Genomic DNA, 23,602 nt, shown 5'->3' on the forward strand with positions numbered 1-23,602 from the left:
CAAAACAATCCGGCCACTTTGCTTCGAGCAAGGAGACAAACATGAGTGACTTGAGCGTAGGTGCGCCGCGTGAGCAAGCGCTAGGCAATACCGCGGACATCATCCGCAAGGTGGCATGGCGTCTCATGCCGCTCATCATGCTGTGTTATCTGTTCGCGTTCTTCGACCGCATCAATATCAGCTTCGCGAAGTTTCAACTGCAAAGCACGTTGGGTTTCTCCGATACCGCCTACGGTCTCGGCGCGAGTCTCTTCGTGATCGGCTATGTGCTTTTCGAAGTGCCGAGCAACTTGCTGCTCTACAAAGTCGGTGCGCGTCGATGGATAGCGCGCATCATGATTTCATGGGGTATCGCAACGGCGCTGATGGTTTTCGTGCAGACCGAGTGGCAGTTCTATGGCTTGCGCTTCATCATCGGCGCGATGGAAGCGGGCTTTGCGCCAGGCGTGCTTTACTACCTGACGCTGTGGTTTCCGGCGAGCTATCGCGGACGTATCACGTCGCTGCTGTTTCTTGCATCGGCGTTCTCGGGTTTGTTTGGCGCCCCGTTGTCCGGGCTCGTGCTGGGGCATATGAACGGCGTGTTCGGTATCGCCGGATGGCATTGGCTCTTTCTGCTTGGCGGCCTGCCTTGCGTGCTGCTTGGCATCCTCGTTTTGAAGGTGCTGAAAGATCGTATCGACGATGCCGCGTGGCTCACGGGCGCCGAGAAGACTTACCTGAAAAGCCAAATTGCGACGCAGAGCCAACACACGGACTCCGGGCACTCGCTCTTCGGCGCGATCAAGACACCCGGTTTTCTGATGCTCGGACTGATCTACTTTCTGATTCAAGTCGGATCGTACGGTCTCAACTTCTGGGCGCCGCATTTGATTCGCGCCGCCGGGACGGAGAATCCGACGATCATCGGTCTGTTGACGGCGGTGCCTTATATCTGCGGGGCGATCTGCATGGTCGTGGTAGGGCGCATGTCGGATCGCTCCGGCGAGCGGCGCAAGTTCGTTTGTGTATTGCTTCTGATGGCGGCTGCAGGCTTCTTCGCGGCCGGCGTGTTCGACAAGCAGACGGCGTTGTTGATCGCCGCGCTCGGTGTGATGGGTGCGGGCGTGATTGCATCGATTCCGGCGTTCTGGGCGTTGCCGCCCAAGCTATTGACGGGAGCTGGCGCGGCGGGCGGGATCGCGCTTATCAATACGCTTGGACAGCTTGGAGGCATCGTGAGTCCGGTGATGGTCGGACGTATTCGTGATGTCACCGGCAGCACGACGCCTGCGCTGTATGCCATCGGTGCGATGAGCCTGATTTGCGCGCTGCTGCTCTTGTATGGGCTGCCGCAGTCGTTGCGGCAAAGGGATCATTCGGAGAAATAGGACCAAGGTGGTCCGAGGAAGGTTGAAGAAGCGCCCGGCGATGGTTGTTCACCGGGCGCTTTGCCTATTGCATGCTGCATTCGGTACGTTGAATGCAGAATGGGATTTGTCGACACGTGGCCGTTCTTCACGCTTGGTGCTTTCACGTTGTGCAGCCTTTTGCATGCAAAAGTCAAAGAAACTCGGCGTGCAATAGGATCGTGGTTAGCGCGTTGCGTTGCTTGTACGAGTGCACGCAACGTAAAGATCTACGTCTTGTCCGCTGCACTCTGCATGCAAAATGCCGCCGACCATCCGACGGCACACTGCATGCAAAATGCAACCAGTCACGCATCAAGCAACCGCCGACAATGCCTTGCAATCTGCCGTTCCTCCTCGGTCTCCACCACCCGATGCGAAGCCCCAAGAAACGAAAGCCCATCGAGAACCTGCGCACGAACCGCCTCGCTATGCTCGCCAATTCCTCCGCTGAACACGATCTCATCCAGCCCGCCGAGCAAAGCCGCATACCCGCCGATAGTCTTCCGTATCGCCGTGCAAAACACGTCGATGGCAAGCGTTGCGTTCGCATCGCCGTGATCGCGGCGTTCGATCAGCGTTTGCATATCGTCGTCCGATTGCGATAACGCTTTGAGACCGCTTTGCCGATTCACGAGCGTCTCCAGCGCATCCGCGTCGAGCGATTGCTGGCGCAAGAGATGAATCAGCACACCGGGATCGAGGTCGCCGCTGCGCGTCGCCATCGGAATGCCGCCGGTGGGCGTCATCCCCATCGACGTATCGATTGAATGGCCATTCTGCAACGCGCACAGGCTTGAGCCGCTGCCAAGATGCGCGATGACCGTGCGCGGCTTCAGCTTCGCGCCAAGCGCGTTGACGATGGATTCATACGACAGCCCGTGGAATCCATAACGCATGACACCACGCTCGGCAAACTCTCGCGGTAACGCATAACGCGTCGCGCGCTCCGGCATCGTGCGATGGAATACCGTATCGAAGCATGCAAAATGCGGTATGCCAGTGAAGATGCCCTGCGCTTCGTCGATGAGGGCAAGCGATTGCGGTAGATGTAGCGGCGCAAACGGCACGGCGTCGCGCAACGTGTCCTTGAGCGCGGGTGTAATCTCGCGATGCTCCCGCACATCCGGCCCGCCATGCACCACGCGATGCCCGACCGCTGCAAGCGGTTCGCGCATATGCTCGCGCAGGGCATCGGCGACACGCTGCAACGCGTCGTGCTGCGACTCCATCAGATGGTCCTGCGCGACATCGATCTGCTTGTCGGAAGAACGCATCGTCAAGGAACCGTTGTCGCGGCCGATGCCCTTCGCGCTGCCCGTGAGCCACGCCTCATCGTCGCCGTCGTTCGCCATGAATACGCCGAACTTGAGCGAAGACGAGCCGCTGTTCAACACGAGAATGCCCTGTGTCATGGTGTCAGTCCTTCCATGTCCACTCGCGGATCTCGTCGCGGTCGATACCTTCCGCATGGGCATACTGCACGCTCTCAATGATCTGATTCTTGAGCCATTCCTTCGTATGCGCGGCGGTATCGGAGATACGTTCCACGCGGTCGATCACATCGATGGCAAGCGAGAAGCGATCGACGCCATTGATGATCGCAAGCTCGAACGGCGTGTTGATGTTGCCACGCTCGCAGTAACCATGCACGTGCAGATTGTCGTGATTCGTGCGGTTGTACGTGAGTTTGTGCACGAGCGACGCATAGGAATGGAAGTTGAAGATGACCGGTTTATCACGCGTGAAAATGGAGTCGAAGTCGCGATCGGAAAGACCATGCGGATGGTCCGTATCCGGCATCAGCCTGAAAAGATCGACGACATTGACAAAGCGTATCTTCAGATCGGGGCATTGCGCCTTCAAAATTTCGACGGCAGCGAGCGCTTCCATGGTCGCGATATCGCCCGCGCTGGCAATCACCACGTCGGGCTCGTGGCCCTTATCCGTCGATGCCCAATCCCAGATGCCAATGCCCTTCGCGCAATGCACGATGGCATTTTCCATGTTCAGATACTGTAGATGCGGCTGCTTGTCCGCGACGATCACGTTCACGTAATCGTGCGAGCGCAGACAATGATCCGCGACGCTCAACAGGCAATTCGCGTCGGGCGGCAGATAAATTCGCACGACACCCGGGCTTTTGTTCGTGACGACATCGAGAAAGCCAGGATCCTGATGCGTGAAGCCGTTATGGTCCTGCCGCCATACCAGTGACGTGATCAACAAATTGATCGATGGCACCGGCGCGCGCCACGCAATCTCATTCTTTGCTTTTTCGAGCCACTTTGCGTGCTGATTGAACATGGAGTCGATCACGTGCACGAAGGCTTCGTAGGTCGCGAAAAGACCGTGGCGACCGGTCAACACATAGCCTTCGAACCAGCCTTCGAGCGTGTGTTCGGAGAGCATCTCCATCACGCGGCCATCGACGGAAAGGAAGCCGCCGTCTGCATCTTCGGGCAGCGTTTGCGCAAGCCAGCGCTTGCCCGAAACTTCATATACGCCGTCGAGTTTATTGCTCGCGGTTTCGTCCGGACCGAATAGACGGAAGCGCGTCATGTTGCGACGGATCACTTCGCGCAGATAAATGGCGAGCACGGCCGTTGGCGACTGATACGTCCCGGCCGCGCTTTTGAATTCGAATGCAAAATCACGAATGTCGGGTAGATCGAGCGATTGCCGCAACACGCCGCCGTTTGCATGCGGATTCGCGCTGATGCGGCGCGCGCCTTCCGGCGCAAGTTCGCGCAGCGGCTCGATCAGCCGGCCGTTCTCGTCGAACAACTCCTCGGGCTTGTAACTGCGCATCCAGGTTTCGAGTACCTGCAGATTTTTGCGATTGGTCGCCGGATCGGCCACTGGCACCTGATGCGAGCGCCAGAAATTTTCGACCTTGTGACCATCCACTTCTTTCGGACCGGTCCAGCCTTTCGGCGAACGCAGCACGATCATCGGCCAGCGCGGACGCTCCACCTTTTCCTTGCTCGCGCGCGCACGCTCTTGAATTGCGCGAATCTCGCCGATGCAATGTTCCAGCGTCGCCGCCATCTTCTGATGCATGGTGTCGGGGTCGTCGCCCTCGACGAAATAGGGCGTGTAGCCGTAGCCCTTGAAGAGCGCTTCGAGCTCCTCGTGGGGAATGCGCGCAAGGATGGTCGGATTGGCGATCTTGTAGCCGTTCAGATGCAAGACCGGCAGCACGGCGCCGTCGGTTATCGGATTGAGGAACTTGTTCGAATGCCAGGACGTGGCGAGCGGTCCGGTTTCGGCTTCGCCGTCGCCGACCATCGTGGCGACGATCAGATCGGGATTGTCGAAGGCTGCGCCGAACGAATGCGACAAGCTATAGCCGAGCTCGCCGCCTTCGTGAATCGATCCTGGTGTTTCTGGCGTGCAATGCGAGCCGATGCCGCCCGGCGAAGAGAAGGCGCGAAAAAGCCGCTGCATGCCGTGTTCATCGGCGCTGCGATCGGGATAGATTTCCGAGTAATGGCCTTCGAGGTAAGAGTTGGAAAGCGTGGCGGGCGCGCCGTGTCCAGGGCCCGAGACGAACATGACGTTGAGATCGTCGCGCTTGATGAGACGGTTTAAATGCACCCATACGAACGATTGCCCCGGGTCCGAGCCCCAGTGGCCGAGCAAACGCCGTTTGATGTGTTCGGGCTTGAGCGGTTCGCGCAGCAACGGATTCGCGCGCAAATAAATCATGCCGACCGAAAGATAATTGCAGGCTCGCCAATATGCGTCGAGCTTACGCAGGAGGTCGGTGGAAAGAGGCGTCTCGGTTGCTGTCCTGCCTTGGACGTCGTCGTTCAATTGCATCTCCTTGCGGTGAAGTGAGAAATCGAGCGTCGGGATACGGCCTGGCGCGTGTACTTGCCATGTTCGAGCTTTATTGTTGCGCTTTAGTTGCAGCGCCGTGCGGGAGTGTGACGCGATGCCGCGAACATCATACTTGGGTTCGCCAGATGATGTCCGCAAGCATGCAGAGGCAGGTTAATCGCGGGCGGATTGCCTGAGATCGTAGTCCATCAGCAGCGCTTTATGGGTTTCCCATATGCCGATGTAATGCACCATGAAGCTCGTCGGCCGCTGATAAATCCAGGGTGTGTTGAAGTCGATAAGACTGGCTACCTGCGTTGCGTCGAAGTCGGGGCGCGCGGCAAATTCGGCGTTGAAATAATATTGATCGCCCTTATTTGCGTAGACAGTGGATTTGTCGTCGATGCAATTGCACGCTTCGAGTATGCGATGAAGCGAATCGTAATTACGTTGCGTGCGCTTGAGTCCCATGATGCCGGAATTGAAGCGCCAATAGCCGATATCGCGTGCAAACACCGCTTCCTTGTCGTGCATGATGGATTCGAGCGGCCGGTTCATGTCCTTGAAGAGCACGTCGGCATCGACCCAGAAAATCCATTCGTGATTCGGGAGGGTTTCGCGCAGTAAGGCCGCCTTGAGCCAATTGCCCGAAGTTTTACCGTCGTTCAGATGCGCGGGAATTTCGCGGTGCACGTAAAGTGTATAGCCGTGGCGTTCGCAGTATCGCGTGAAATTGGCTTCGGCAATACGGCCGTAAATCGCGATGTTCGGCGTGTATAGCGTCACTATCGCGACCGACCGATTCGGCTGTCGAATACTGACGGCGGATGTATCGGTAATGCCGGTGTCGTTTAGCGAAAGCAGTGGCAGGCCGCGCGTCTGGCAGTCGTTGATATGTTCGAGGAGCGCATTGCGGAATCGCCGATGATGCTTCTGGTCACAAATCTTGACCGAGAAAGCAGACCAGTGCGCCCAGACGCTCTCGACGTTGGTGGAGGCGGGCACGACAGCCATGACATCACCAACGCGGTAACGCGACGGACAATACGCAAATGCCTGCAAGAGGAGCGCTTCTTCCTTCGGAAGCACGACGCCATTGCGGCATCGCGTGACTATCTCGAACAACTCACGCATGACGTGCTCGGTCTTGCGCCAAATCTGCATGTCGAGTTGCGGCAGATCGGACTCGATGCAGGTTAGAAGCCAGTCGCGGCCCTGCATGAGTTCCGGCAAAGCGAGCGGCCTGAGAATCGCGGCATTCTCGTTCAACAGCAAGACGAGTTCGTCCTCATTCGCCAAGCCGAGCTGATGCAGCAGCGTTTCGTATTTGATGATCCAGCGTGTTTCGTCGCTGCAGCCGCTGATTTCGGACATATCGATTTCGATGTGCCGATAACCATGCCCGCGCGCATAACGCCGATGATTGGCAAGCGCGGCAGGCGCATGGTCGAAAAGCAGGCTGATGACGATCATAAGACGTAGAAATGGCCAGAAACGCGGAGCCGTAAGGATCAGTGACAGCCTACCTTTCTCGCATGGGATTCGTCCGAAAAAGCCTGATAAACGCAGTTTCAAAACCCCTCATACAATGACCGCATGACCCGCACCGACGCCCTGAAGGGCTTTCATCCCGCCGTCGTCAACTGGTTTCGCGCGCATTTCGAAACGCCGACCGCCGCGCAGGCGCGCGCGTGGCCGCTCATCCACGCGCGCCGTTCCACGCTCGTGGCTGCGCCAACTGGCTCGGGCAAGACGCTGACGGCCTTTCTCGCCGCGCTCGACGAACTCGTGCGCGAAGGCGTGGAAAGCGCGGCAAGCGGCAAAGTGCTGCCCGACGAGACGCGCGTGGTGTATGTGTCGCCGCTCAAGGCCTTGTCCAACGACATTCGCGTAAATCTGGAAGAGCCGCTTGCGGGCATTGCGCGCGAGCTTGGCCCCGACGCGCCGCTGATACGCGCCGCCGTGCGCACGGGCGACACGACCCAGCAGGAACGCAGCGCCATGCGAAAGCGCGCGCCGCATATTCTCGTGACGACGCCTGAATCGCTTTACGTGCTGCTTTCGTCCGATTCCGGCCGGGCGATGCTGTCGACCACGCGCACGGTGATCGTCGATGAAATCCATGCCGTGGCGGGCAGCAAGCGCGGCTCGCACCTGAGTCTGAGCCTCGAACGGCTGGATGCGTTGTGCGAGGCGCGCGGCGCGGCGCGGCCGGTGCGCGTCGGTTTGTCGGCGACGCAAAAGCCGATCGAGCTCGTCGCGAAGTTTCTCGCGGGCGTCGGAAAGCCGTGCGAGATCGTGGACGTCGGTCACGTCCGCGCCCGCGATCTCGCCCTCGAAATACCGCCGATGCCGCTCGAAGCGATCATGTCGAACGACATGTGGGAGCGCGTCTATGACCGGCTGGCCGAGCTTTCCGGCATGCATCGCACGACACTCGTGTTCGTCAATACGCGACGCATGGCCGAGCGCGCGGCGCGGCATCTGACCGAGCGCCTTGGCCGGGACGCAGTCGCGGCGCATCACGGCAGCCTTGCGCGCGAGCAGCGGCTTTCCGCCGAACAGCGCCTGAAGCGCGGCGAATTGCGTGTGTTGATCGCGACGGCATCGCTGGAATTGGGTATCGATATCGGCGATGTCGATCTCGTCTGCCAACTCGGCTCGCCAGGATCGATCGGCGCATTCTTGCAGCGCGTCGGGCGCTCGGGGCATCACGTCGGCGGCGTGCCGAAAGGGCGGCTCTTTCCGACTTCGCGCGACGACCTGATCGAGTGCGCGGCCTTGCTCGATTGCGTGAGGCGTGGCGAACTCGACGCGCTTTCCATTCCGCGCGCGCCGCTCGACGTGCTCGCACAGCAAATCACGGCGGAGGTCGCCTGTCGCGAATGGGGCGAGGATGAATTGTTCGAGCTGATCGGGCGTGCGTATCCGTACGCGACGCTCGAGCGCGCCCGCTTCGACGAAGTGGTGCGCACGCTCGCCGAAGGCTATACGGGGCGGCAGGGCGTGCGCGCGTCGTATGTTCATCGGGATGCGGTGAGCCGCACGTTGCGCGGACGGCGCGGCGGCAAGCTGACGGCCGTGACTTCCGGCGGCGCGATTCCCGACAACGCCGACTTCGCCGTGCTGCTGGAGCCGCAGGGCTTGCAGATCGGCACGGTGAACGAGGACTTCGCGGTCGAGAGTCTGGCTGGAGACATCTTTCAGTTAGGTAATACGTCGTACAGGATCATGCGGATCGAAGGTGGCCGGGTGCGAGTGGAGAACGCGAATGGTCAGCCGCCGAACATTCCGTTCTGGCTTGGAGAGGCGCCGGGGCGCAGCAGTGAGCTTTCCTTCGCGATCGCGCGGTTGCGGGCGGGGGTGGATGCGCGGTTGGCGGGTGTCGGGGCCAAGGGCGCGAAGGATTTAAGCCTCGCGCATGGCGCCATTGACGCGAACGCGGCGAAGGACGCGCGCAACGCCGACAGCGCGAAAGACGCACTTAGCGACTCGCTAGCTCCCACCATCGCATGGCTCGCCGATGAAACCGAAGGCATCGGCGCCGATGCCGCGCGTCAGATCGTCGAATATCTCGCACGCGCACGCGCCGCGCTGACCGTGCTTCCGACCCAGGACACGCTCGTCATGGAGCGTTTCTTCGACGAGTCCGGCGGCATGCAACTCGTGATTCACGCGCCGTTCGGCAGCCGCGTCAATCGCGCGTGGGGTCTCGCGTTGCGCAAGCGTTTCTGCCGCACCTTCAATTTCGAACTGCAGGCGGCGGCGACGGAGGATGCCATCGTCCTGTCGCTCACGGGCAGCCACAGCTTCGCGCTCGATGAGGTCTGGCGTTATCTGAAATCGGCAAGCGCGGAACATGTGCTGATCCAGGCGTTGCTCGACGCACCGCTTTTCGGCGTGCGCTGGCGCTGGAACGCGACCAACGCGCTCGCCTTGCCGCGCTATTCGGGCGGCCGCAAAGTCGCACCGCAGTTGCAGCGCATGCGAAGCGAGGACTTGCTCGCCGCCGTTTTCCCGGATCAGGTCGCGTGCGCGGAAAACATCGCGGGCGAGCGTGAGGTTCCGCGGCATCCGCTGGTCGAGCAGACTCTCGACGACTGTCTGCACGAAGCGATGGACAGCGAGGCTTGGCTTGCACTTTTGCGTCGTATCGAAACGGGCGATGTGCGGCTCGTCACGCGCGAGTTGCCCGCGCCGTCGCCGCTTGCCGCCGAGATTTTGTCGGCGCGGCCGTATGCTTTTCTCGACGACGCCCCGCTCGAAGAGCGCCGCACGCAGGCTGTCTTGGCGCGCCGCTGGACCGATCCGCAATCGACCGATGATCTCGGCGCGCTCGATGCCGACGCTATCGAAAGCGTGCGCGCGGAAGCCTGGCCCGCGGTGACGAGCGCCGATGAGATGCACGAAGCGCTGACCGGTCTCGCGTGCATCGCGCATGGCGAGGCGGCGCGTTGCGACGGCTGGCCAGCGTGGCTCGACGCGCTCGCACGCGCCGGGCGTGCGACGCGCTTGCAGATTGCGGAGCACGACGCGCTGTGGATCGCCGTGGAGCGGCTTGCCTGCCTGCGCGCGGTCTATACGCATGCGCCGATGCATCCCGCACTGCAGCCGCCGCCCGGTTTCGACCATGCCTGGACTGAAGACGACGCGCTCGTCGAGATCGTCCGCGCGCGGCTTTCGGGATTCGGTCCGCTGACGGTGCCGGAAATTGCGCGTCCGCTTGCGTTGCCTGCGTCGAGCGTGGCTTCGGCGTTGACGCGTCTGGAAGCCGAAGGCTATGTGATGCGTGGCCGCTTCACGCCCACGGCTAAAGACGAGGAATGGTGCGAGCGGCATCTGCTGGCGCGGATTCATCGCTACACGGTGCGGCGTTTGCGTCGCGAAATCGAACCCGTGGAGCGGCAGGATTTCATGCGTTTCCTGTTCGAATGGCAACGCGTCGCGCCGGATTCTCACGGCGAAGGCCGCGATGCGCTTCTCGGCGTGCTCGAACAGCTCGAAGGTTTCGAGGCGCCCGCCGTGGCGTGGGAGGATGACATCCTGCCGGCGCGCATCGCCGATTACTCGGGCATGTGGCTCGACGAGGCTTGCCGTGCGGGCAAGATCGTATGGACGCGTCCGGCCGGCCGTGCGCGCGCGACGGGTGGCCCGGTGCGCGGCACGCCGATCGTGCTGCTGCCGCGTCGCCATCTGGGGGCATGGAATACGCTGATGCGCCCCGACGAAGCGCCGCAGTTGTCGTCGCGCGCGCAACGCGTGTTCGAGGCCCTGAGCACGCACGGCGCGATGTTCTTCGACGAACTTCTCGCCGATGTACGGCTCCTGCGCACGGAACTCGAAGATGGGCTCGGCGAACTAGTCGCGCTGGGCCTCGTCAACGCGGACAGTTTCGCGGGCTTGCGCGCGCTTCTGGCGCCGGCCGCCAAGCGCAATGTGTTCGCGCGGCGGCAGCGGCGCGGCGGGCTTTTCATCGGCGGGATGGACGATGCGGGCCGCTGGGCGCTTTTGCGTCGAGCCAATTCCAACGATGATGCGGACATCGAGCACGTCGCGCTTGCGCTGTTGCGCCGGTATGGTGTCGTGTTCTGGCGACTGCTCGAACGCGAAGCGCAGTGGCTGCCGCCGTGGCGCGATTTGCTGCGTGTCTATCATCGGCTCGAAGCGCGTGGCGAGATTCGCGGCGGGCGCTTTGTTGCAGGCCTCGCGGGTGAGCAGTTTGCATTGCCGGATGCGGTGCCGCTGTTGCGTGACGTCCGCAGGCGGGCGAAAGAGGGCGCGCTCGTCGCGCTTGGCGCGGTCGATCCGCTGAACCTCGTGGGCACGTTGCTGCCGGGCGAGAAGGTGCCGGCGATTGCGGGCAATCGCGTGTTGTTTCTGGATGGCTTGCCGGTTGGGGCGGTCGTGGCCGGTAAGACGCGATATCTCGGCGATTTCGATGGCGATACACGCGAACGTATCAGGCTTGCGCTTGTGAAGCGGAGCGGGCGGTCGATCGGTACGCCATTGACCGGCGGGATGGGCACGATCGGGATGACGGTGCGTAGTTGACGCACCGCTCGCTGGCGTTTTGCATGCATGATGCAGCGCGGTGGCATTTTGTATTACGACCACCGTGCCTCGCGTTGCTGCTTGCTTCAATGCATAAGCAGCACGCTAATCGTTCACCCCGCGAACATCGACGGACGTAAGCGCCGTGTCCTCAAACGCTACTTCTTCGACACGATCTTGGTCGTGAATGGCCCAGGCTTTTCAGCGGGCACATCGTTCACCGGCACGCCTGGATAATCGACCACGCGATTTGCGTTCGCTTTCGGCCTGATACGAAAGAGCGGACGGGCACCGCTGCGTGCGCCGCCCGTGATCGCGGTCATTGCCTGACGGTCCAACTCGATGCTGTCCGCGAGATCCTTGATTTTGACGATGGCCATGACTGTGTCCTCCAAAAAAGTGAGAAGCCTGAAGCCGCGCCGATCCCGGTCAGATGCGGCGCGTCGACTTACCTTGCATGCAGCATGCACATTCGACGAACGCAGAACGCATTCAGTATATGCATTTCGTCTGACGCTGCCACGCAAGGCTACTCGTGACGCCGCGACCGTTTCATTCTGACCGGATGTGCCAAGCGGCAAGACGGCGGAGGGGTGAAACCCTTGGCCGTTTGTATGATGCATGCGTGATTCACTGAATGCACCATGCCTGATCGAGAGTGCAACGTCGTAGCCTTTCCGGTCATGTCATGCATCAGGTATGCCAGTCGAACGCCTTGGCATGAACGAATCGACGGACCCCATGTGAAGCGTGCTTTACGCGGCGACGAGCCGCTTGGCCAACCGCGCGCAACAAGACGCAAAAGCCCGTACCTGACTCAACCGAACCAACACCCGAACCAAACATGTCGGTATCCGAACGACATGTGCGCGATGCCGCGCATCATCGAAAACGCCATTTGCGTAAGGCGCATGCGGAGGCTAGTATCAAGCGATTACTGGGTATTTGTTACGACAAGTGAATTGTCGGTCGATTTGGAGCCGCGTCGCGTCGCACAGATGACAAGCTTTGCGCAAGCGATTCGTACATATCGGGGCGACGGCGGGTCGCGCGACGAGTTCTTTGCCGGGGTCGATGGCGCGCTCGCCATCGAACGAACTCCGGCCAAGCGGCTCATGGAGATCCTCGACGAGGAGCACGCGGCTCGGCCTCTGCCACCCGATATCTACGTTGCCATTCGACGCCGCATCGAACATGTGGCGCTCGCTCATCCCGAAACAGAGTTCGGCACCGGCTTCGCGCCCGGCCGCGACGAGACGCGCATGCAGACCACGCCGGGTTTCCCGGCGCCTTTGCCGCCGCGCGCATCGGGCGACGCGAGCGCATCGACGTCCGGCCACGCCACGCAGGTGCTCACGGAAGTCGTTCAGGTCAAGGGTGTCGGCGACACGCTGAACAATCGCTTCGTGCTGGAGGAATGTCTCGGCATCGGCGGGATGGGAACGGTCTACAAAGCGCTCGACTTGCGCAAGCTGGAAGCGTCGGATCGACGGCCGTACGTGGCGATCAAGGTTCTCAATCTTCAATTTCGCGGCAACCCGAAATCGCTGATCGCACTGCAGCGCGAGGCGCGCAAGGCGCAGCAACTCGCGCATCGCAACATCGTGACCGTGTACGATTTCGATCGCGATGGCTCGATCGTCTATCTGACGATGGAATATCTTTCCGGCCAGCCGCTTTCGAGAATGCTTCGGAACCCGAACTTCAAGGGTCTGCCGTTTGCCGAAATGTTTCCGATCTTCAAGGGCATGGCGAACGCGCTTGCGTACGCGCACGAGCGAGGCTTCGTCCATTGCGATTTCAAGCCGCCGAACGTTTTTCTCACCGATACGGCGGAAGTGAAGGTGATCGACTTTGGCATTTCGCGTGCAATCACGCGCCCCGAGGACGAAAGCGAGGCCACGGTCTTCGATCCCGGCAGCCTGGGCGCGCTCACGCCTGCCTATGCAAGTCCGGAGATGCTCGAGCATCGCGAGCCCGATCCGCGTGACGATATCTACGCGCTTGGCTGTATAGCGTACGAATTGCTGGCGGGGAAGCATCCGTTCGAGCGCGTTCCCGCGCTGCAGGCAAAGAGCGCCAACATGAAGCCGCAGCGGCCCGAGAATCTGGGCAACAAGCAGTGGAAGGCGCTCAAGGGCGCGCTGGCGTTCGAACGCGAGGCGCGAACGCCGAGCGTCACGCAGTTCCTGGATGAGCTTAGCGAACCGCCTGCCGCTGCGCCCGCAAGCAATAAACCGAAGCGCGAAGGCGGCCCCAGGATTGCGATCGGAGCCGTAGCAGTTGCGGCGATGATTGCTGCCGGCGCGGGCTATTACTTCTTCGAGCAGTCAAAAAACAGCGAACAAGCGCCACCCTCGAACGCGAGCGCAAGTCCGGTCGAACCAGTAAGACCGTCGAGCGCCGAACCCCAAGCGAGCGCGTCGGTGGTCGCGATCACGCCTGCCGTTCCCGTCGCCGCCGCGCCGCAGCTTACGATGGCCGCGGTCACGCCGGTGCTGGCGAGCGCGCCGTGTTCGGCGCTCGTGGCATCGGTTCACGATCAGACTGTCGATGTGCAGGGTTTCATATCGGAGAAATACGGGCTCGCGCGTTTGAAGGACACGCTTGGACGCGTGCCCGGCGTGAAGACCACCAACTTCGGCGTGCAGCAAGTCGTCGACGACAAATGCGATCTGCTCAAAGTCTTCGCGCCTTACTGGACGGCGAACCGGCAGTTGGGACATCCGGCATCGGTCCATACGCGGTCGAACCAGTTGCGCCTGACCGAAGGCGATCCGCTGATCGTCGATCTGATGACGCCCGCGTTCGAGTCCTACGTCACAGTCGATTACTTCATGCTCGACGGCAGCGTGGTGCATTTGCTGCCGACCGAAAGATCCCGCGACAACCAGGCGCCTGCAAACTACGCGGCCACACTCGGCTCGATGGGCGATTGGGTCGTCGGCAAGCCGTTCGGCTCGGAGATGATCGTATTGACCGTGACGCCCGCGCCGCTCTTCGATGACATCCGCCCGGACAGCGAAGCGAAGAGCGAATATCTGCGCGCACTCGACAAGCGTCTTACGGCGCTCACCGGCAAATACGGACGCGATAAAGTCGTCGTGGACATGTTCCAAATCACGACGCAGGCGAAGAAGTGAGCGTCGCCACGTAAGCGACGGCTCACCGGACCGTTAGCTGATCTCGCGCGATCAAGCTTGTGGTTTGTTGACCGACGCCTTCAGTTCCTGCAACGCATCCTCCATGCGCTTCGTGACGAGCGCATAGGCTTCGGCCTGCGTCTGCTGCGTGGTGCGGGCGATGTCCTGCATATCGGCGAGCGCATTGTGCAATGCCCGTTGCACGACTTCGTTGGCGTTGAACGGCGGTTTCGCGGCCGACGATGCCATTTGCTTGGCGATATCCTCCAGATCGCCCAGCGTGCGCCGCAAGATTTCAAGTTGCTTGTCGCGCAAGGCCTCGATGCCGCCGAACGCAACGCGATTGGTGGCCGCGAGCGCCTCGACGTCTTTGCGTCGCGATTCCATGATCGCGGTGACATCGAAACCGGGAAGCTGATACTGCTGAAACATGGCGGCAAACTGGCTGAACGGATCGCTGAATTTCTGATTCATCTTGCCTCCCAGGTCGTTCGGTGGAGCGCGTTCTCATGCATGGAGCCATTCGATCGCGCGGCAACGTGCGCCGTGTGCCACGTCTTCTCGACGCGCGGCCCGGCCCCTGATACTACCAATTTAACCGTGCTAAATGGGGCAAGGGAAAACACCAGAGCGATTGCATTCAAACGACCAACTGTCGGGATGCTTAATGCAAATCAAGGCGCGTCGCGTCGCAGCGAGCACGCAATAGAGCGGCAGTTGACAGGCCGCGCGACTGGCGGCCAGGATCGGAGGCGAGGGGGCGTTACGACGGTCCGCGTGGTCTTCGTTTAGTTGGCCGGCGCGGCACGGGCATGGTGTTTCGACCGCCACGCAGTTTTCCAACTACCGCGCGATAGCGATTGCGATTTGGACGGCAATCTTCGTCAGGCCGCTCATGCCGCTACCGAACGGCAACCCATTATCTTCGAGATGTCGTGCCTGCCCGCTTCAGAGCGCGGTCCAGTTGACCTCCTCGCCAGCGAATACGCCGTGCTCCGCCTTGATCTGCGCGCGGTCGATACATTGCACGTGCCAGCGTCCCTCGCTCTGTGCGCCGGATTGATCGGTGTACCAGAGCGCGCGTCCGGCGAGCCCTTCGGGCGGACCGCCCGGTATGTCGAAATCGAGTTGTTCGAGCACGCAGATCGGTTGCGGCGCATCCTGCCCGCAGATCACGGTGTCGCCCGCGCCTTTGGTCAGACCGCCCCAATCGGGCACGTCCATCGATTGGTGACCTTCGCGTGACCAGCGGCTGGATTCTCTGTCGAGCCACAAAACGGCGTAGGCGGCCGATTGAGCGCCTTCGAATCCATCCAGCTTGACGGTGATACGCATGACTTCCTCCATTACATCGATTTGGCGGACGGGACGCTCGAGCGCTTATTCGCGCTGGCCATGAGCGTCTTCGATTTGAACGGTGGCGTCGCGCGCCACGCTGTAATACGTGTCTTTGCTATTTTTGTATTCGGTACGCACTTAAACACTCGCGGGTTTAGGCGCAATGTCTGGTTCGAGCGCGATACTGGCGATCGGTTCGATAAGCCGAAAGAAATCGCAAATCGGTCGGTGCTGTATGGCTCCACGCCATGAGTGCTGCGGCGCACAACAACGCGGTCAACTTAAAGCAAGTGCGATGCCGACCTCAGCTCCTGCACGATGGTGAAGCTTAGTACGCCAATCTGACGCTTCGGAGGCATGGCGGTATTTTTGCGTTGTCGATGAATGCACTACCTCGTCAGCCCGCGCCCCAACAGCATGCCTGCGTGCCCCACACCGGACCTACACGCCGAACACGCTCATTGCACTGCAGCAACTCAGATTCGCTATGGGTATTCGGTCGACGATATGCGCGGTCCATCTATTCAGATTGATAGCGTCTTCAAGTTGGAGCGTCGATGGCAACCGGCTGACGATTTTTGATTCAAGGGATGTGGGCGCGAGTCATAGGCACCGCAGGCAGTTTGATATTTCGTCCTGCTGCGCGACCGTTTCATCTTACGAGAACAGTATGGGCTCACCGGGGAACGAATGCAAAATACTGTTGAGCCGCGCATGAATTCTAAATACCAAGCGGCAAGACAATGCACGCCTCAGCGCCACCACCATCGCGTGCCCGCAAAACTAGCGTTCCGCCGTGCTGCCGAGCGATGCGCTCTACGATCGCCAGACCCAATCCCGTGCCTTTTGGCTGCGCTTCGCCGCCGCCGCGCTTGAACGGCTGTTTGAGCGCTTCCGGGTCCTGACCGTCAAGCCCCTTGCCGCGATCCGCGATCACAATGCATGCAGCATGCAATCGCGTATCGGTCCAGCTACGCACTTCGAGTCCGACGACGCCATAGAGTATGGCGTTCTGCATCAAATTCATCAGTACGCGCATCATGCCGATGGGACGGAAGGCGAACGGCTCTATGGGCTCGAGCGTAAGCGCGAACTCGTGGCCAAGGCCCGCAAAATCCGCTGCCAGATTCGAGATCAATGCGTTTATGTCTCCCACGACCGGAGCTTCCTTGGCACCGCTCCCTGCATAGTCCATGAACTGCTGAAGGATGCTGTCGATCCGATCCAGATAACTTTCCGCCGATGCCGTGAAGTGAGCGTCCGCCGCACTCGCCGAGGACATCGCCATCGCAAGGCGCAGCTTCGTCATCGGGGTGCGAATGTCATGCGAAATACCAGCGAGCATCAGTGCTCGCGTGGCGTCCGCTTCGCTCAGGGCGGCGCTCATTTGGTTGAACGCGCGACTAACCTGGGCAATCTCGGTGGGGCCGTCTATCGGCAAGACGCCGGGTTCATCGCCGGCAGAGAGGCGCCGCGCGGCATCGGCGAGGTGTTCGAGCGGGCGGTTCAAATGCCGCTGGATCAAATACGCGGTCGCGATTGCGAGCGCCCCTAGTCCGAGCGAAAGCAGCAGGGCCGTGGCGAGGCCGTCGTCGTGCGCGGCGTCCGGCACGGGCAGGGCGACCCAGCGTGGCTCGCCGGACAGATGCGCACGTATCCAGAGGCGCTGCTGGCCATCCGCCGCCGTCGCGCCGCTTTCCCAGCGCACTAGCATGTCTGGCGGCAGATGCGCTCGCAAACTATCGATGAAAGTCTGACGCTGATACGTGCGATAGAAGCGCAAGCGCGACTCTTCGGGCGTCTCGCGCGCGTCCTCGGGCAGGGCGGCGCGCACTTCGAGATAAGCGGCGATGGAATTCGATGCTTGCGGCGGGCTTGCTTTCAGAAGGGTATCGAGCGTCTCGATGTAGGCCGCGAATGTGGTCGCCGCCCGTTCGATGCGCGGCGTCTGAATGAAATGGAGCAGCACGGCGAGCGCGCATACCTGACTCACCGCCACCAGCGCCACGAGCAAAAGAATATTGCGTGCAAAAAGGGACCGCGGCGCGAGGCTCACGTTTCCACGTCCGCAAGCAACATATAGCCGACGCCCCATACCGTTTTGATGAAACGCGGCTTGCCCGGATCTTCCTCGATGAGCTGGCGCAGACGCAGCACCTGGACATCGATGCTGCGATCGAGTGCATCGTGATCGCGTCCGCGCGTGCGGGCGATGAGGTTGTCACGACTCACGGCGCGGTTCGGTGACGATCCAAGTGCATGCAATAACTGCATCTGCGCGGAATGCATTTCGAATGCATTACCGCTGCGCGTAATCTGCTGCTTGCCGAGATCGAGCCGAAACTCGCCGAAACGCAGTACTTGCGAGGTGAGCGTGGGATCGCCCGCTGCAATCTTCTGACGGCGCAGCAGCGCTCGCACGCGCGCCACCAGTTCCTGCGGCAGGAAGGGCTTGGCGAGATAGTCGTCGGCGCCTGTCTCCAGGCCGACGACCTTGTCCACCGGATCGCCCTTGGCCGTCAGCATGAGAATGGGCAGCGTGTGTCCTTCGGTGCGCAGACGCCGGCATATCGAAAGGCCGTCTTCCGGCTCCATCATCCAGTCGAGCACGAGCAGGTCGTATGGTTCGCGTTGCAGATAGCGGTCGAGCCGCTTGCCGTTTTCCACGACCCGCACCTCGAAGCCTTGCGATGTGAGGAAACGTTGCAGCATGTTGCGCAGTTCGGCTTCGTCGTCGAGCACGATGATTTTCGGAAGTGCTTCCATCGGCCATCTCCGTTAGCGTTGCGCGGCATGCTGATGCATGAAGGCTTCGATCTGCGGCAGCGTCACGTAGCCGGCTTTTTGCGTGTCGATTTCGTCAAAATGTCGAGCCACCATCGGCATGCTGGACGATGCTTGCGCGCGCGTAAGCTTGCCGTCGTGCGTGGTGTTGGCGCTTGCGAAGCGCGTCTGCAGACCGTGCATGACCTGCTCGATATGCGGACTTGCGCCCATTGGCTGCGTGGCGGTTTGTGCGAAGACCGCCGTGGCGATTGTGAAGCCGAGAATGCCGGCCACGCACGCTCGTGGAATCTTTTGCATGTCGGTTCTCCGTGAATTCGATGCAGCCAGACAGTGACGACATTTTATTGAGCCGCGTAGCGAAGGCAATCTCGGGGAAACGACGAATCATGTCGCGATGTGTCATGCATCGCCCGGCAAGTCTTTCTCGACATCCAGTGAAACATGTTTGCGCTCACGTTTTTCGCGGTCCTTCGATATCGTTCTGCTGGCCGGCATTGCTGGTCGCCGCCTTCCTCTCAAGACTCAAGGACATCGCCATGAAAGTTCGTCTGCTCAGTATCTCCGCTCTTGCCGCCCTTGCCCTCACTTGCGCAGGGAGCGCATGGGCGGGAACTTCAGTCGTCGTTTCGTATGCTGGGCCCGCGGTGATTTACGCGCCACCGCCGCGCCCGGTTTATTACTACGCGCCTCCGCCTGCTCCGACTTATTACGTGCCAGGGCATGCGGTGGTTGTGACGCCCGTCGCGGTGCCGCCGCCGCGTACGGTCGTAGTGGCGGCGCCCGCGCCGACCTATGTCGTGACGCCGGCCGCGCGCGTGATCTATGCGCCGCCGGTTTATCGCCCGCCTGTCGTCATCGTTCGATAGGCGCATTGGATTTTGAATGCCAATGGGCGGTTGCACTTCGTCTGTGCCAAGTGCTTTGGTGGCGTTTGGTTCCCTTGAGCCGCTCGTGCGCCGCGTCAATTTGCATTCTGCATTTGGTCGATGAATGCAGCATACGCATTGAACCGACCGTTTGAAGGTCACGGGCAAATTCACTGCGCGCGGTTATGCACCGGCACTGATTAGCCGCACTAGACGTTTTTTGCAGTCTCGCACTGTGTGACACACAATTCGCAAATTCCAAGCGAGAGCGCCAAATGCGATTTTGCATGCCATATGCGGCGTCGCGGCATACAAAAGGCAACGTCACATCGACAGCTTGCAAATGCCGCCTTCTATACTGTATGTAAGCGTCAGGGCGTCTACTGGCGGAGGCGGCTATCGGATTTTCTTGCCGTTGTCTTGGCATTCTCGAGGTCGGGGCGAATACGCGACCTATCGTGAACTGACGGCATTTTGCCGGAAACAAATGACCTCGAAGGAGCGCTTACTATGAACACGCGGTTCGCCGCCGCAAGGCGTGCGATTGCCGGGGCGCTGGCACGCAGTTGGCTCGGTAAGGGGTGTCGCCATCTGCGAATGCGACAGTTCCCAGTGGCTCAGGCAAAAAACGCAAGACCGGGCTCGCTCGTTTCAGGCGATTTATGGCCGGCGATTACCGACTAGTCGTTTGACAAGACGGTTGCTGGCCCAGAAGCGACAATCGCTCCACTGTCGGAGTCAGAAAAAGCACGAACGTGAGATCGATTGGATCCATAAGAATAAGGGTTTGCGCGGCTTGCAACGGTTCGTACGATCCATCAACATATTAAACGTACTAGTTAGTTAAAATTAACCGAACCGCCGGCGACTAGATCGGCGCCTCACAGGAGCACGAACGTGACGCAATCGCCTACAACTGATCCTTGCATCATCTCGGTCGCCATCACGGGCTCGGTACCGAAGAAAAAAGATAATCCCGCTGTGCCAACCACGATTCCCGAGCAGATCGAAAGCACGCACGAAGCCTATGAAGCCGGGGCAACGCTGGTTCATCTGCACGTACGCGATGAAGACGAGAAATCGAGCTCGGATCGTCACCGCTTCGAAGAATTGCAGGACGGCATCCGCAAACACTGTCCGGACATCATCATTCAGTTTTCGACAGGTGGACGCGGCCGATCTTTCGAGCAGCGTGGGGCGATGCTCGATCTGAAACCCGACATGGCTTCGTTGGCGACGGGTTCGGTGAATTTCCCGACCATCGTGTACGAAAATCCGCCAGACTTCGTGCGTTCGCTCGCGCAAACCATGCTCGACCACGATGTAAAGCCCGAGATCGAAATCTTCGATCTGGCGATGCTCTACAGCACTTATGATCTCGTCAACCAAGGTTTGCTCAAGTCGCCGGTTCACGTGCAGTTCGTACTTGGTGTAAAGAATGCATTACCGGCGCGTCGCGAAATCCTCGAGTTCGAAGTGGAGCAGTTGGGCAAACTCTTGCCCGACGCGACATGGACGGCTGCGGGAATCGGCCGGCATCAACTCGAAGTGAATCACTGGACGCTGGAACTCGGCGGCCACTGCCGCACGGGTCTGGAGGACAACGTGCGTTGGGACAAAGACACGCTCGCCAGGAGCAATGCGCAACTGGTGAGTCGCGTGGCGTCGCTGTGCGCGGAGTATGGCCGGCCGGTGGCGAGCGCAAAGGAGGCGCGGCAGTTGTTGTCTCTTTGAAGTTTCAATTGCTTGAAAAGGCGCGTCGACGAGAAATCGCGACGCGCTTTTTTTTGCTGTCTTGCTCGCTCATCGCAAATTTATATGCGATGTCATCGCATATGTTTGACGATTAAACGGTCCCGCGCGTGCAGCGTCGCTCACCGCGTGGCCTGCGTACTAGTAACGCTTTCCAATACACACGAGTTCTGTTTATTTTCCTGTCCGCCGGCTTTTATATAGCCTTATGGCAATTGAATAGTCACATCGCCTGCTACATCTTCTTCGTGTTTATACATTGCTGATTTTCGGCAAATACATCGTTCAGTACATTCAGATATTCGATGCATTTTTAAGACTTTCTGAATGGAAAAAACGCTTCGATAAGACAAAAATCCAAGCGTGGATAGAGACTTCTTGCCGCGCGATTGAGGAATGTCAGAGGCTCCATGTCCTGGTGACACTCTGACATGCGTGATTAGGTTTTGGAAACCTAAATAATCGAAGCTCTGACGATTATTGCTTCTTCATGTTTATCCGATGGCCCCGAGCCAAGCGGTCTATGTCGCGTTTGGTCAAGCGCCGTGTTGCTCATTACGAGCACATCAGTCCGTGTCGGAAATCACGAAGAAAAAGAATTTCAACTTGAACTCGAAGAAGGTTTTGATGAATAAGACGTATCGCGTGGTTTGGAGTCAGGCATCCGAAAGCTGGGTTGCCGCAGCGGAAAATGCGCGGACCAAAAGCAAGCGCGGCCGAACGAACGCAGCAGTGTTGGCGGTGTTCGCACTCGCTGCGGGCAGCGCGCAGGCGGGGAGTGGGTACTCCGTCGGTGTGTTATCGGACGGATACACGCCGGCCAGTTGCCTGAGTGACCAAGGCGCAGGCGTGGTGCAAACATCTACCGTTGCTTGCGATGGCACAAACCATCCGGGAGCTGGGCTGGTCGCGTACACGACAAGCGGGGGAATGGGAGCCTACGCGGTAGCCGTGGACCCCAACACGCTCGTCATGGGGGCCGGAGGAGCGACTCTCATGACGATGACTGCGGGCACAGTATCGATTGGTGCCGGGACAATGTTCGACATGGGCTACAACAAGGTTCAGAACATGGCGCCGGGCGCATTGACGGCGGGCAGTCGTGACGGTGTGACGGGTGTTCAGTTATACCTGGCCCTTTCGACGACCGCGTCGAGTCTAGGCGGTGGGGCTTCGATGAGCGGCGCAAGTATCTCTCCCCCGTCTTATTCAGTAGCCGGAACGACCTATCATGACGTAGGCGGGGCGATCAACGGACTGGACACGCAGGCCAGCTCTTTATCGACGACAGTCAGTTCGGTGTCGACAACGGTTGCTTCCCTTTCCACCACCGTAGATTCGGTTTCCACTGGTCTCAATTCGTTATCCACAACGGTTTCGACGACGGCCACTTCCTTGTCGACGAGCGTGGACTCGTTATCGACGTCGACTTCAAGTACTTTGAACTCGCTGTCTACCTCTTCATCGACGGCGGTGACGTCACTGTCCACGACCGTCGATTCGGTATCCACGAGCGTGACTTCCCTATCCACGGGTGTCGACTCGCTCTCGACCTCGGTTTCCACGGGGATGAACTCGCTGTCGACCGGGTTGACCTCGGTGTCGACTACCGTCGACTCACTGTCGACAAACGTCGGTTCGCTGTCCACCGGTCTCAATACGTTGTCGAGTTCGACATCGACTGCCGTAGGATCGCTGTCGACGGGTCTCGCGAACTCGGTTCAGTACGACAACGCAAGCCATGACTCCGTCACGCTGGGCGGTGTCGCCGCGCCTACCGAAGTGAAGCTGACCAACGTCGCCAAAGGCGATGTAACAAACTCAAGCACGGACGCCATCAACGGTAGTCAGTTGTATTCGCTTTCGACGTCTGCTTCAACGGGCCTCGACTCGCTCTCGACCTCGGCTTCGTCGAGCGTAGCCTCCTTGTCGACCTCCGTTTCGACCACGACCACCTCGTTATCGACAAGTATCGATTCCTTGTCGACGTCGGCTTCGACCACTGTAGGCTCGCTGTCCACCTCGGCCTCGACCGCGGTAACCTCACTGTCTACAACTGTCGATTCAGTGTCGACGAGCGTGAACTCGCTGTCTACGGGCGTCGACTCTCTTTCGACTTCGGTTTCCACGGGCGTGACCTCGCTGTCAACCGGGTTGACTGCAGTGTCGAGCACGGTCAACTCGCTGTCGACTAACGTCGGCTCGCTCTCCACGAGTGTGGACACGCTGTCCATCTCGACTTCGACCGCTGTCGGATCGCTGTCGACGGGTCTCGCGAACTCGGTTCAATACGACAACGCAAGCCATGACTCGGTCACCCTGGGCGGTGTCGGCGCCTCTGAAGTGAAGCTGACCAACATAGCCAAGGGCGATGTAACAGACTCGAGCACGGACGCCATCAACGGCAGCCAACTGTACTCGCTTTCGACGTCGGCTTCGACCGGCCTTAACT

Annotated in this window: 15 protein-coding genes and 3 pseudogenes; 8 read left to right on the forward strand and 10 right to left on the reverse strand. The window is 60.1% G+C overall.

Annotation, left to right across the window (positions count from 1 at the left end; genetic code table 11):
* The first annotated feature begins 41 nt into the window (after nt 1-41).
* Nucleotides 42-1,370: an MFS transporter gene (locus P9250_RS11605; protein ID WP_244828349.1), complete on the forward strand. Its 1,329-nt coding sequence runs from the start codon at nt 42-44 to the stop codon at nt 1,368-1,370.
* A 326-nt stretch (nt 1,371-1,696) separates the two neighbouring features.
* On the opposite strand, the gene P9250_RS11610 is transcribed toward P9250_RS11605, so the two are convergent.
* From P9250_RS11610 to P9250_RS11620, 3 genes are all read right to left on the reverse strand, one after another.
* On the reverse strand, nt 1,697-2,803 hold the full coding sequence (locus P9250_RS11610; RefSeq protein WP_310393105.1) for an acetate/propionate family kinase: 1,107 nt from the start codon (nt 2,801-2,803) through the stop codon (nt 1,697-1,699).
* Nucleotides 2,804-2,807: 4 nt separating this feature from the next.
* Nucleotides 2,808-5,207: a phosphoketolase family protein gene (locus tag P9250_RS11615; RefSeq protein ID WP_310393107.1), complete on the reverse strand. Its 2,400-nt coding sequence runs from the start codon at nt 5,205-5,207 to the stop codon at nt 2,808-2,810.
* Between the two features lie 180 nt (nt 5,208-5,387).
* Nucleotides 5,388-6,686, reverse strand: a complete 1,299-nt coding sequence (locus tag P9250_RS11620) for a hypothetical protein (RefSeq protein ID WP_310393110.1) — start codon at nt 6,684-6,686, stop codon at nt 5,388-5,390.
* Nucleotides 6,687-6,809: 123 nt separating this feature from the next.
* Here P9250_RS11620 and P9250_RS11625 point away from each other — a divergent pair, with 123 nt between their 5' ends.
* Nucleotides 6,810-11,264 carry a DEAD/DEAH box helicase gene (locus P9250_RS11625; RefSeq protein WP_310393112.1) on the forward strand — a complete coding sequence of 1,485 codons (4,455 nt, stop codon included), beginning with the start codon at nt 6,810-6,812 and terminating at the stop codon, nt 11,262-11,264.
* A 158-nt stretch (nt 11,265-11,422) separates the two neighbouring features.
* Here the strand turns inward: P9250_RS11625 and P9250_RS11630 are convergent, their stop codons facing one another.
* Nucleotides 11,423-11,644: a hypothetical protein gene (locus tag P9250_RS11630; protein ID WP_244828340.1), complete on the reverse strand. Its 222-nt coding sequence runs from the start codon at nt 11,642-11,644 to the stop codon at nt 11,423-11,425.
* A gap of 618 nt (nt 11,645-12,262) precedes the next feature.
* Between P9250_RS11630 and P9250_RS11635 the strand changes: the two genes are divergently transcribed.
* Complete coding sequence (locus P9250_RS11635; RefSeq protein WP_310393114.1) at nt 12,263-14,407, forward strand: protein kinase domain-containing protein; 2,145 nt, start codon at nt 12,263-12,265, stop codon at nt 14,405-14,407.
* A gap of 51 nt (nt 14,408-14,458) precedes the next feature.
* On the opposite strand, the gene phaP is transcribed toward P9250_RS11635, so the two are convergent.
* The 5 genes from phaP to P9250_RS11660 all read right to left on the reverse strand — a co-directional run bounded on the left by phaP (nt 14,459) and on the right by P9250_RS11660 (nt 18,829).
* Nucleotides 14,459-14,881: a phasin family protein gene (phaP, locus tag P9250_RS11640; RefSeq protein ID WP_244828337.1), complete on the reverse strand. Its 423-nt coding sequence runs from the start codon at nt 14,879-14,881 to the stop codon at nt 14,459-14,461.
* A 474-nt stretch (nt 14,882-15,355) separates the two neighbouring features.
* The gene (locus P9250_RS11645; RefSeq protein WP_310393117.1) at nt 15,356-15,742 is read right to left on the reverse strand and encodes a DUF3564 family protein; all 387 of its coding nucleotides are present in this window, start codon (nt 15,740-15,742) and stop codon (nt 15,356-15,358) included.
* Nucleotides 15,743-16,466: 724 nt separating this feature from the next.
* On the reverse strand, nt 16,467-17,801 hold the full coding sequence (locus P9250_RS11650) for an ATP-binding protein (protein WP_310393119.1): 1,335 nt from the start codon (nt 17,799-17,801) through the stop codon (nt 16,467-16,469).
* Nucleotides 17,798-18,511, reverse strand: a complete 714-nt coding sequence (locus P9250_RS11655) for a response regulator (RefSeq protein WP_250466845.1) — start codon at nt 18,509-18,511, stop codon at nt 17,798-17,800. The genes P9250_RS11650 and P9250_RS11655 overlap by 4 nt, the downstream gene beginning before the upstream one ends.
* A gap of 12 nt (nt 18,512-18,523) precedes the next feature.
* Complete coding sequence (locus P9250_RS11660; RefSeq protein WP_244828329.1) at nt 18,524-18,829, reverse strand: EF-hand domain-containing protein; 306 nt, start codon at nt 18,827-18,829, stop codon at nt 18,524-18,526.
* Between the two features lie 239 nt (nt 18,830-19,068).
* On the opposite strand from P9250_RS11660, the gene P9250_RS11665 reads away from it, so the two are divergent.
* The 4 genes and pseudogenes from P9250_RS11665 to P9250_RS32610 form a co-directional block, all read left to right on the forward strand.
* The gene (locus P9250_RS11665; protein WP_310393121.1) at nt 19,069-19,398 is read left to right on the forward strand and encodes a hypothetical protein; all 330 of its coding nucleotides are present in this window, start codon (nt 19,069-19,071) and stop codon (nt 19,396-19,398) included.
* Nucleotides 19,399-19,930: 532 nt separating this feature from the next.
* Nucleotides 19,931-20,245 (forward strand): annotated as a pseudogene (locus P9250_RS11670) (DUF3303 domain-containing protein); the annotation flags it as partial.
* Nucleotides 20,246-20,295: 50 nt separating this feature from the next.
* Nucleotides 20,296-21,132: a 3-keto-5-aminohexanoate cleavage protein gene (locus P9250_RS11675; protein ID WP_310393123.1), complete on the forward strand. Its 837-nt coding sequence runs from the start codon at nt 20,296-20,298 to the stop codon at nt 21,130-21,132.
* A gap of 645 nt (nt 21,133-21,777) precedes the next feature.
* Nucleotides 21,778-21,906: pseudogene (locus P9250_RS32610) on the forward strand (ESPR domain-containing protein); the annotation flags it as partial.
* A gap of 473 nt (nt 21,907-22,379) precedes the next feature.
* Here the strand turns inward: P9250_RS32610 and P9250_RS11680 are convergent.
* Complete coding sequence (locus P9250_RS11680; protein WP_310393125.1) at nt 22,380-22,799, reverse strand: hypothetical protein; 420 nt, start codon at nt 22,797-22,799, stop codon at nt 22,380-22,382.
* Here P9250_RS11680 and P9250_RS32615 point away from each other — a divergent pair.
* Nucleotides 22,720-23,568: pseudogene (locus tag P9250_RS32615) on the forward strand (hemagglutinin); the annotation flags it as partial. The gene P9250_RS11680 and the pseudogene P9250_RS32615 overlap by 80 nt on opposite strands.
* Between the last annotated feature and the right edge of the window lie 34 nt (nt 23,569-23,602).

The sequence above is a fragment of the Caballeronia sp. LP006 genome (assembly GCF_031450995.1).
Lineage (GTDB): Bacteria > Pseudomonadota > Gammaproteobacteria > Burkholderiales > Burkholderiaceae > Caballeronia.

What these genes read in the sequence shown, in the direction of transcription:
- P9250_RS11605 (WP_244828349.1), top strand. Translation starts at nt 42, where the DNA reads ATGAGTGACTTGAGCGTAGGTGCGCCGCGTGAGCAAGCGCTAGGCAAT.
- P9250_RS11610 (WP_310393105.1), bottom strand. Translation starts at nt 2,803, where the DNA reads ATGACACAGGGCATTCTCGTGTTGAACAGCGGCTCGTCTTCGCTCAAG.
- P9250_RS11620 (WP_310393110.1), bottom strand. Translation starts at nt 6,686, where the DNA reads ATGATCGTCATCAGCCTGCTTTTCGACCATGCGCCTGCCGCGCTTGCC.
- P9250_RS11625 (WP_310393112.1), top strand. Translation starts at nt 6,810, where the DNA reads ATGACCCGCACCGACGCCCTGAAGGGCTTTCATCCCGCCGTCGTCAAC.
- P9250_RS11630 (WP_244828340.1), bottom strand. Translation starts at nt 11,644, where the DNA reads ATGGCCATCGTCAAAATCAAGGATCTCGCGGACAGCATCGAGTTGGAC.
- P9250_RS11635 (WP_310393114.1), top strand. Translation starts at nt 12,263, where the DNA reads ATGACAAGCTTTGCGCAAGCGATTCGTACATATCGGGGCGACGGCGGG.
- phaP (WP_244828337.1), bottom strand. Translation starts at nt 14,881, where the DNA reads ATGAATCAGAAATTCAGCGATCCGTTCAGCCAGTTTGCCGCCATGTTT.
- P9250_RS11645 (WP_310393117.1), bottom strand. Translation starts at nt 15,742, where the DNA reads ATGCGTATCACCGTCAAGCTGGATGGATTCGAAGGCGCTCAATCGGCC.
- P9250_RS11655 (WP_250466845.1), bottom strand. Translation starts at nt 18,511, where the DNA reads ATGGAAGCACTTCCGAAAATCATCGTGCTCGACGACGAAGCCGAACTG.
- P9250_RS11660 (WP_244828329.1), bottom strand. Translation starts at nt 18,829, where the DNA reads ATGCAAAAGATTCCACGAGCGTGCGTGGCCGGCATTCTCGGCTTCACA.
- P9250_RS11665 (WP_310393121.1), top strand. Translation starts at nt 19,069, where the DNA reads ATGAAAGTTCGTCTGCTCAGTATCTCCGCTCTTGCCGCCCTTGCCCTC.